The organism is Aminobacter sp. P4_H6_2, from assembly GCF_056400805.1.
In genome coordinates this window covers 1-8,743 of record NZ_JBFUKO010000185.1, presented here as the reverse complement: position 1 = coordinate 8,743, position 8,743 = coordinate 1, and the positions used below count along the sequence as shown (strand labels likewise).

Sequence of the window (8,743 nt, the reverse complement as noted above, 5' to 3'; positions counted from 1 at the left end):
GCCCWGGCCGCCAGGCGTGTGGAAATGCGTGATCGTGCCGGGCGATGGCACGAACGTGCGCGGATCCTCGGCGTTGATGCGGCATTCGATGGCATGGCCATGGAAGCGGATGTCGTCCTGCGTGACCGACAGGCCGCCACCGGAGGCGACGCGGATCTGCTCGTGCACGAGATCGATGCCGGTGATCGCTTCGGTGATCGTGTGCTCCACCTGAAGGCGGGTGTTCATCTCGATGAAGTAGAACTCGCCGTTCTCGTAGAGGAACTCGATGGTGCCGGCGCCCGAATAGCCGAGATCGGCCACTGCCTTGGCGCAGATATTGCCGATGCGCGAGCGTTCTTCCGCGTTGAGGGCGGGTGAATTGGCTTCTTCCCAGACTTTCTGGTGGCGGCGCTGCAGCGAGCAGTCGCGTTCGCCGAGATGGACGCCCTTGCCAGCACCGTCGCCGAAGATCTGGACTTCGATATGCCGCGGCTTCTGCAGGTACTTCTCGATATAGACTGCGTCGTCGCCGAAGGCCGCACCGGCTTCGGTACGTGCCGTCTGCAGTGCCACTTCAAGATCAGCCTCGGTGAGCGCAACCTTCATGCCGCGGCCACCGCCGCCGGCGGACGCCTTGATGATGACCGGATAGCCGATCTCGGCGGCAACGCGCTTGGCTTCCTTCTCGTCGCTGACAGCGCCTTCCGAGCCCGGAACGACCGGGATGCCCAGGCGCTTTGCGGTGCGCTTGGCTTCGATCTTGTCGCCCATGATGCGGATATGGTCGCCCGAGGGACCAATGAAGGTGATGTTGTGGGCGGCCAGGATGTCGGCGAACTTGGCGTTCTCCGACAGGAAGCCGTAGCCGGGGTGGACAGCGTCCGCGCCGGTGATCTCGCAGGCCGCGACGATCTGGTGGATGTTGAGATAGCTGTCGCGTGACGGCGGCGGGCCAATGCAGACGCTTTCGTCCGCAAGGCGCACATGCATGGCGTCGGCGTCGGCGGTGGAGTGCACGGCAACCGTCTGGATGCCGAGCTCCTTGGCCGCGCGCAGCACTCTGAGGGCGATCTCGCCGCGATTGGCGATGAGGATTTTCTGAAACATGCGCGCAGCCTTCCGGCTCATTCGACGACGACGAGCGGCATGCCGTATTCGACAGGCTGCGCGTCTTCGATCAGGATCGCTGTAACCGTGCCTGAGCGCGGCGCGGGAATCTGGTTCATCGTCTTCATGGCTTCGATGATCAGCAGCGTCTGACCTTCCTTGACCACCGAGCCAACCTCGATGAACGGCTTGGCGTCGGGCGACGGCGCGAGGTAGACGGTGCCCACCATCGGCGAGGGCACGGCGTTCTTGGAGATGTCGACGACGGCAGGGGCGGCGACTGCTGCGACCGGCGTCGAATTCACTGCCGCGGGTGCTGCCATCATTGGTGCTGCGACCGCATGAACGGCCTGCGTCTGGCGCGAGACGCGCACCTTGAGGTCGCCCAATTCGACTTCGATCTCGGTCAGGTTGGTGTCGTTCAGGATTCCTGCGAGGTCGCGGACGAGCTGCTGGTCAACACCGTCGGTCTTCTTCGTCGCCATGTTCAAGCCTTTTCTCTTCCTGTTTCCGGTCAGAGCCGGGCGGCCAGCGCCTGAAGCGYCAGCGTATATCCGAGCGGCCCGAAGCCGCAGATCATGCCCACCGCCACCGGCGCCACCATCGATTTGTGGCGGAACGGCTCGCGGGCGTGGATGTTGGAAAGGTGCACCTCGGCGATCGGCAATGGCGAGACGGCACGAATGGCGTCCTGCAGCGCGATCGAGGTGTGGGTATAGGCGCCTGCATTCAAGATGATGCCGGCAGCTTTTTCGCCAGCCTCGTGAATCCAGTCGACCAGATCGCCCTCATGGTTCGATTGGCGGAAGTCGACCGCCAGCCCCAGCGAAGCGGCTGCCGCCTGGCAGTCGGCCTCGATGTCGGCCAAGGTCTTGCCGCCATAAATGCCGGGCTCGCGTTTGCCCAGCATATTAAGGTTCGGACCGTTGAGGACGAAAATCGTTTTCAATGTACAGACCCTTCCACCCGCCAGATCCTCTCTGGCGCGGCGGACCCTCTATAATCGGCATAAGCCGTCGCGAAAAGAGCGCAAGCGACTTCTTGCGCTGTCCACAACGGCTCGCGCTGAACAAACCCGTTCAGCAGGTGGAATCGGCCTGGCAGGCCTTTGCGGCGGCAATCTTCTCGGCGAGCACGTCTTGGCCGAGCGCACCGAAGATGACTTCGTTGCCCACGACATAGGACGGCGTACCGCTGATCTGCAGTTTGTTGGCAAGCTCGTAGGTGCGATTGAAGGCCTCGCCGATCGCCGGATCGTTCATCGCTTCGCGCAGTTTGGCTTCGTTTGCGCCCAGTTCGATGGCGATCTTGACGGCGTTGTCTTCGCCGGCGCGGCCTTCGCCGCCGAGCAGCTTGTCATGGAATTCGCCGTACTTCTCCGGCATCAGCTTGCGGAAGGCCATGGAAACGACATGGGCCTTCTGCGAATCCGGACCGAGGATCGGGAATTCCTTGAGCACGAAGCGCAAGTCCGGGTTGGCCTTGGTCAGGGCAGTCATGTCGGCCTGAGCGCGTTTGCAGTAGCCGCAATTGTAGTCGTAGAACTCGACGATGGTGGTCTTGCCGTTGGGATTGCCGGCGATCCCGTCGAAGGCCGAGTTGAAGATCTCGTCCTTGCTCTGCTTGATCACCTCGACATGGGCGACGCGCTGCTCTTCCTTCTGCTTGGCTTCGAGTGCACCTTGCATTTCGAGCAGCAGTTCGGGGTTGTCGAGCAGGTATTCGCGTACGATGGTTTCGACCTGCTTCTTGTCGAGGTTGCCTGCGGCAGCGACTGCAGCCGGCTGGGCAGTTTCGGCATGTGCCGTGCCGGGAGTGCCTGATATGTAGCCGGCAGCCAGCATGGCAAAGGCGACAGCGATGCCTGTTGTGCCGAGAAGAATTGCTTTTTTCATGGTCCTAGTCTCCAGCCCTCTTGGCTATGTCGCCTGCTGCCGTGCGAAGGTTCACTTCTTCTTGCCCGGCTGCTTGTAGTTGATGATGTCCTGAGCGCGCACCCAGCCAGGCGAACCGCGCTGGAGCTTCATCTGCGCGCGCATCGCAAAGATTGTGGCGTCTTGATAGGCGCCGCTGTAATAATGCCCGTCCGCAGTGGCCAGATCGGCATCCGCGACGTCGCCGAGCATGCCATAGGCCTGTGCCAGATAGCGGTAGCCGGCGGCGTTTTCGCGGTCGCGGTCGAGGCCCTTGCGAACCTCGGTCACAGCCTTCTTCAGCGCGTCGGGCGTGCCTATGGCGAGATATGCCTGGCCGAGCGCGATCGGCAGGATGCCCGAATTGGCCGGATCGAGCCGCACCGCGGCGGCATAGGCTTCTGCTGCCGCTGCCGGCTTGTTCGACTTCATCAAGATGTCGCCGCGCAATTCTTGGAAATAGGCGTTCTTGGGTTGCGACTTGATCAGCGCGTCGGTCTTGGAAAGTGCCGAGCGCAAATCGCCGAACAGATAGGTTGCCTGCGCATCGCCATAGCGGCTGGCAAGCCCACCCGGATCCTTGCGCAACAGGCGAGAGGCGGCGGCCTGGCCTTGTGTGTAGACGGCGATCTTCACCCGCGCCATGTCGTGGCGCAGCTGCAGGGCTTCCGGATCGGTCTTGTTGAAATAGGGGCTGGCATGCGCCAGCGTTTCGAGATTGGCGATGCGATCGCGCGGCATCGGGTGGCTGACCTGATAGGGGTCGATCCGTGCGCCAGATAGCGACAGCGCGGTCTGGAAGCGCTGGAACGTCTTCAGCATACCTTGCGCCGACTGGCCGGTGGCATTGAGATAGGTGATCGCCGAGCGGTCGGCGGTGGCTTCTTCCGAGCGCTGGTAGCCAAGCAGGCTGCGTCGGGCCATTTCGGAACCGCCTGCAATAACGCCAGCGCCCGCGGCGCCCATGCCTTTGGTGTCGGTCGCAGCACCTGCAACCATGGCACCCGCGCCAAGCAGGGCCGCAACGATCGCCATGGTCTGGGCGCGTGCCAGCTGGTCGCGCAACCGTTCCTGGTGCCCGCCGGCGATGTGGCCGGCTTCGTGCGCGAGAACGCCGATGACTTCGTTCGGCGTCTCCGATGTCATCAGAGTGCCGGTGTTGATGAAAATGCGCCGGCCGGCGACGAAAGCGTTGAAAGCCGGGTCGTTGACGAGCACGATGTTGATGTTCGAGTTGGCGAGACCCGCCGCCTTGAGGATCGGTCGCGCGTAATCGCGCACCAAGGCCTCGATTTCGGCATCGCGGACGATCGGCACGCCCTGCGCATGCGCCGTGCCCGTCGATCCGAGCGCAAGCCCGGCCGACAGCGCAAGCGCGGTGACCGCGCGCGTTGATCTTGCGATGAAACGCGAAAGGTTATTGAAGCTCTGCATAGCGGGAAACACTCGTAAACGAGCCGTCGGGCTGTGAAAAGACAGGCTGAGAAATCTCATCAACTTGTGATCCCCATATCAATCAGGCATTTGTGCGGCGCATTGCCTTATGTACGGCAAGGAAGAGTGAACGAACATGGCGGTAGCGATTTCACGGCGCGGCGAAGTTGAGCCGTTCCATGCGATGGACATTCTGGCTGAAGCCAACAGGCTCAAGGCTTTGGGAACGCCTGTCATTTCAATGGCGGTCGGTCAGCCGTCCGATCCTGCACCGCAACGGGTACGTGACGCGGCGGCTGCGGCACTCAAGGTCGGGCGCATCGGCTACACCGACTCGCTCGGGCTCACCGATCTGCGCAAGGCGATTTCGGCCCATTATGCCGAACATTACCGCATCGACGTGCCGGTTTCGCGAATCGCTGTCACCACGGGCTCGTCGGCGGCCTTCAATCTTGCATTCCTCGCCATGTTCGATGCTGGTGACCGGGTGGCGATCGCTGCGCCAGGCTATCCCGCCTACCGCAACATCATGGGCGCGCTCGGCCTCGACGTCGTCGAGATCGAACTCGATGGCTCGGCCTATCTTCATGCCGAGYACCTGCGTGAAGCGCATCGCCAAAAGCCGCTCAAGGGCGTGCTGTTTGCGAGCCCGGCCAATCCGACCGGTGCGGTGGTGCCTGCAGGCGATCTCAAGGCGCTGATTGATACGGCAAGGGAACTGGGAATCGCGGTGATTTCCGACGAAATCTACCACCGACTGGCTTATGGCGCGCCTGACGTTACGGCACTCGCCTATGATGACGATGTCACGGTCATCAATTCATTCTCCAAATATTACTGCATGACCGGCTGGCGCATTGGCTGGATGGTGCTGCCCGAGCGTCTGGTCAGGCCGGTCGAGCGCATCGCGCAATCGCTCTATATCTCGGCACCCGAGCTTTCGCAGGTCGCCGCCATCGCGGCGTTCAACGTCACCGACGAACTCGAGGCCATCAAGGCGCGCTACGCCTGGAACCGCGAACTTCTGGCCAAGCGTCTGCCTGAGCTGGGCTTCAGCTTTGCAGCCCCCATGGACGGTGCGTTCTACGCCTTCTGCGATGTGTCGCGCCTCACCAACGACAGCATGGAGTTCGCCAGCCGCATGCTGGCCGAAGCACATGTCGCGGCAACGCCCGGCAGGGACTTCGATACGCTCGCAGGCCACCGCTATATCAGGTTCTCATATGCCGGCAGCCATGACGACATGGTAGAGGCAATGGATCGCATCGAGCGCTGGCTGCGCTGACGGCTCAGGTGCAGCCGGCTTCGTCATATCGCTCTGAAGCAATGGCGAGGGCGTCGATGTCGCTCGCGCAAAGCAAAGGTTTCAGCGCCTCGAACTTGTCCGCCGGCCAATCATAGACCTTCAGCGCGAGCAGTTTGTCTGCCACGGCATCGGGGAAGCGGGTCTTGATCCGCGCGGCCGGATTGCCCGCAACGACCGTGTAGGGGGCAACGTCCTTCGTCACGATAGCTCCGGAGGCTATGATGGCGCCTTCGCCAATGGTGACGCCGGGCATGATCATGGCGCGCATGCCGATCCATGCGCCGTCGCCTATGACCGTGTCGCCCTTGCCGGCATAGGCGTCGACGATGAACTCGGGGAAGGGGTAGAGGCTGAACCAGTCAGTCCTGTGCGTGTGGTTGCCGCCGAGCAGGATCACTGCCTCCGCGCCGATGCAGACATAGTCGCCGATGTGCAACTGGTCGATCGGCCAGGCGGGTTCCCACGCCTTGAGGCTGTAGTCGTCGCCGTAGAGATAACGCACCACGCTTTGTTCGAACGAACCCGACCAGGCATCGCTGTAATAGCTATGCGTGCCGCGAATGTGGATGTTCGGGTTGCTGACGGTCTCGTGGAGATACTCCACCTTCGACCAGTGCTTGTTTGCTTGGGTTGGTTCATTCATCACGGACATTCCATTGGGTACGAATTATTCAGCCTTCGTGGCGACGACATGAAGCCAGGCGGTCGGCAGGCCGTCATAGCCGCCACCGGTTTCTTCCTGGATCTCCAGCGAGTTCCAGCGGTCGGCTCGATAGGCCTGCACTAGCCATTCGGGAGAGGGGTAGTTGTAGTACCTGCCGAAGCGATCCCGACCTTCCGCCTCGCCCGCCTTGAAACTGGCGTAGAACACCCCGCCCGGCTTGAGCGCGGCGTGCACATGACCAATGATTAACGCCAATTGCTCGCGTGGCACGTGCAGCAGGCAGGCGTTGGCCCATACGCCGGCGTAACTTTCCTTTTCGTCAATGTCTTCGAAGAGAAGCACCGTGACCGGCCGTCCGAGGCGTTTCGCGGCAACGGCGGCGATCTCGGGGGTGCCGTCAGTCGGTACAACGTCGAACCCGCTCGAAAGCATCGCTTCGCTGTCCTGTCCAGCGCCGCAGCCGAGTTCGAGCACGCGGCCATCTGCCGGCAGCCGCGCCATGAAGCTGCGGAGATGGCGCTCGCTCGCCGCTACGCCCCGTGTGGTATAGGCTTCCGCCTCGTTCGAGTAGAACTTGATCGTCTCGCTATCTTTGGCTTCGATCATGATCGCTGCTCTTTCCAAAATATGTGCAACGCCTTGATGTCGCCGGCGCAGAGCAGGGGCATGGCCTTGCCGATCTGTTCTATCGGCCAGTCCCACCAGGCAAGCTCGAGCAGCAGCGCTATGTCATCGTCGGAAAAGCGCTTGCGGATCGGCTTTGCCGGGCTGCCGCCGACGATTGTGTAGGGCTCGACATCCTTGGTCACCAGCGCGCGGCTGCCGATCATTGCGCCATGGCCAATGCGCACACCCGGCATGATCATAGCTTCAGCGCCAATCCACACGTCGTTGCCGATCACCGTGTCGCCCGCCGGCTGGTAGCCGTTGAGCGCCGGGGCGAAGGCCGGCTCTTCCTGCATGTAAAAGAATGGAAAGGTCGAGATCCATTCGTTCTGATGGCCCTGGTTGCCGGCCATCATGAAGACGGCACCGGTGCCTATGGAGCAAAAGCTGCCAACGATCAGCTTGTCGACGTCGTCCCGGTCCGGCATCAGGTAGCGGGCGCAGTCGTCGAACGAATGGCCATGATAATAGCCGGAGTAATAGCTGTAGCGCCCGACTTTGATGTTGGAGTTGGTCACCTGCTCGGACAGCAGTTTTCCGCGAAATGGGCTCTCGAAATAGTTGGTCATGATCTCAGGCTCGGTCGTTGTCCTTGCCCGCTATGACTGACGGGCATCGTTTGGTCGCATTCATTACCGTAGCAGTTGCGGAAAGTTCCAGTGCTGACCAGCCTGCTTCAGCTGCGAAAGTTAGCGGCAGCTGAAATCAAGCGCCCTTACTGGCCTTGCGCAACGCTAAGGTGGCATCCTATTTACAGGGCAAAGCCTCTGAACCGATTCTGCCCATCCGGCGCCGGAATCCCATCACGAAAAAGGGATAGTCGATGAAGAACCCCGTCGAAACATACATGAACCTCGTTCCGATGGTGGTCGAGCAGACCAACAGAGGCGAGCGTGCCTACGATATCTTCTCGCGCCTCCTCAAGGAGCGCATCATCTTCATCACCGGCCCGGTTGAAGATGGCATGGCAACGCTGGTCTGCGCCCAGCTTCTGTTCCTCGAAGCAGAGAACCCGAAAAAAGAGATCAATCTCTACATCAACTCGCCCGGCGGCGTGGTGACCTCGGGCATGGCGATCTACGACACCATGCAGTTCATCAAGCCGGCGGTTTCGACGTTGTGCATTGGCCAGGCCGCCTCGATGGGCTCGCTGCTGCTCTGCGCTGGCGAAAAGGATATGCGTTTTGCCACGCCGAATGCCCGCATCATGGTGCACCAGCCTTCGGGTGGCTTCCAGGGCCAGGCCTCGGATATCGAGCGCCACGCCCAGGACATCGTCAAGCTCAAGCGCCGTCTCAACGAGATCTATGTCAAGCACACCGGCAAGGACTACGAGCTCATTGAAAAGACGCTCGACCGCGACCATTTCATGACTGCGGACGAGGCGCGCGACTTTGGTTTGATCGATAAGGTCATCGCAAGCCGCGACCCGGTTGAGGGTGCTACCGCTTCGTGATTGGACGCTTCGACCTGCMGACAGGGGTCACATCTCGCTTTTTTGAGGTGCCCTGCGGCATTTCGGACACATTTTGCTGTTCCCACAGCGAAAGCGTCGGCCTACGTTAAGGCAGCGTTGAGCTTCGACGGCTTAGCGTTGTTCAAGGGTGGCGCGACTCGTTGCAGCGACTTGTGGAATGTGAGTTGTGCGGAGCTTGTTGCGGCGGCCAGGGA

General features: G+C 61.4%; 10 protein-coding genes. 2 read left to right on the top strand and 8 right to left on the bottom strand.

Annotated elements, in window-relative coordinates; all coding sequences use genetic code 11:
* The 5 genes from AC1DUU_RS14995 to AC1DUU_RS14975 form a co-directional block, all read right to left on the bottom strand.
* On the bottom strand, positions 1-1,089 hold a 1,089-nt coding region (locus tag AC1DUU_RS14995; RefSeq protein WP_476784201.1), incomplete at its 3' end, for an acetyl-CoA carboxylase biotin carboxylase subunit.
* A 17-nt stretch (positions 1,090-1,106) separates the two neighbouring features.
* Positions 1,107-1,574 carry an acetyl-CoA carboxylase biotin carboxyl carrier protein gene (gene accB / locus AC1DUU_RS14990; protein WP_476784203.1) on the bottom strand — a complete coding sequence of 156 codons (468 nt, stop codon included), beginning with the start codon at positions 1,572-1,574 and terminating at the stop codon, positions 1,107-1,109.
* Between the two features lie 29 nt (positions 1,575-1,603).
* A complete protein-coding gene (gene aroQ, locus AC1DUU_RS14985) occupies positions 1,604-2,038 on the bottom strand; it encodes a type II 3-dehydroquinate dehydratase (RefSeq protein ID WP_476784200.1) in 435 nt (144 codons plus the stop codon).
* Between the two features lie 130 nt (positions 2,039-2,168).
* Positions 2,169-2,984, bottom strand: coding sequence for a DsbA family protein (locus AC1DUU_RS14980; protein WP_476784199.1), 816 nt, complete (start codon positions 2,982-2,984; stop codon positions 2,169-2,171).
* A 51-nt stretch (positions 2,985-3,035) separates the two neighbouring features.
* Complete coding sequence (locus AC1DUU_RS14975) at positions 3,036-4,436, bottom strand: M48 family metalloprotease (RefSeq protein WP_476784198.1); 1,401 nt, start codon at positions 4,434-4,436, stop codon at positions 3,036-3,038.
* Between the two features lie 136 nt (positions 4,437-4,572).
* Here AC1DUU_RS14975 and AC1DUU_RS14970 point away from each other — a divergent pair, with 136 nt between their 5' ends.
* The gene (locus AC1DUU_RS14970; RefSeq protein ID WP_476784197.1) at positions 4,573-5,721 is read left to right on the top strand and encodes a pyridoxal phosphate-dependent aminotransferase; all 1,149 of its coding nucleotides are present in this window, start codon (positions 4,573-4,575) and stop codon (positions 5,719-5,721) included.
* A 4-nt stretch (positions 5,722-5,725) separates the two neighbouring features.
* Here AC1DUU_RS14970 and AC1DUU_RS14965 read toward each other — a convergent pair whose 3' ends face one another.
* From AC1DUU_RS14965 to catB, 3 genes are read right to left on the bottom strand one after another with little or no spacing between them, the layout of a single operon-like run.
* Complete coding sequence (locus AC1DUU_RS14965; protein ID WP_476784196.1) at positions 5,726-6,385, bottom strand: CatB-related O-acetyltransferase; 660 nt, start codon at positions 6,383-6,385, stop codon at positions 5,726-5,728.
* Between the two features lie 24 nt (positions 6,386-6,409).
* The gene (locus AC1DUU_RS14960; RefSeq protein ID WP_476784202.1) at positions 6,410-7,009 is read right to left on the bottom strand and encodes a class I SAM-dependent methyltransferase; all 600 of its coding nucleotides are present in this window, start codon (positions 7,007-7,009) and stop codon (positions 6,410-6,412) included.
* Positions 7,009-7,641: a type B chloramphenicol O-acetyltransferase gene (gene catB, locus AC1DUU_RS14955; RefSeq protein ID WP_476784195.1), complete on the bottom strand. Its 633-nt coding sequence runs from the start codon at positions 7,639-7,641 to the stop codon at positions 7,009-7,011. The genes AC1DUU_RS14960 and catB overlap by 1 nt, the downstream gene beginning before the upstream one ends.
* Before the next feature lie 254 nt (positions 7,642-7,895).
* On the opposite strand from catB, the gene AC1DUU_RS14950 reads away from it, so the two are divergent.
* Complete coding sequence (locus tag AC1DUU_RS14950; protein ID WP_476784194.1) at positions 7,896-8,528, top strand: ATP-dependent Clp protease proteolytic subunit; 633 nt, start codon at positions 7,896-7,898, stop codon at positions 8,526-8,528.
* Positions 8,529-8,743: the final 215 nt, after the last annotated feature.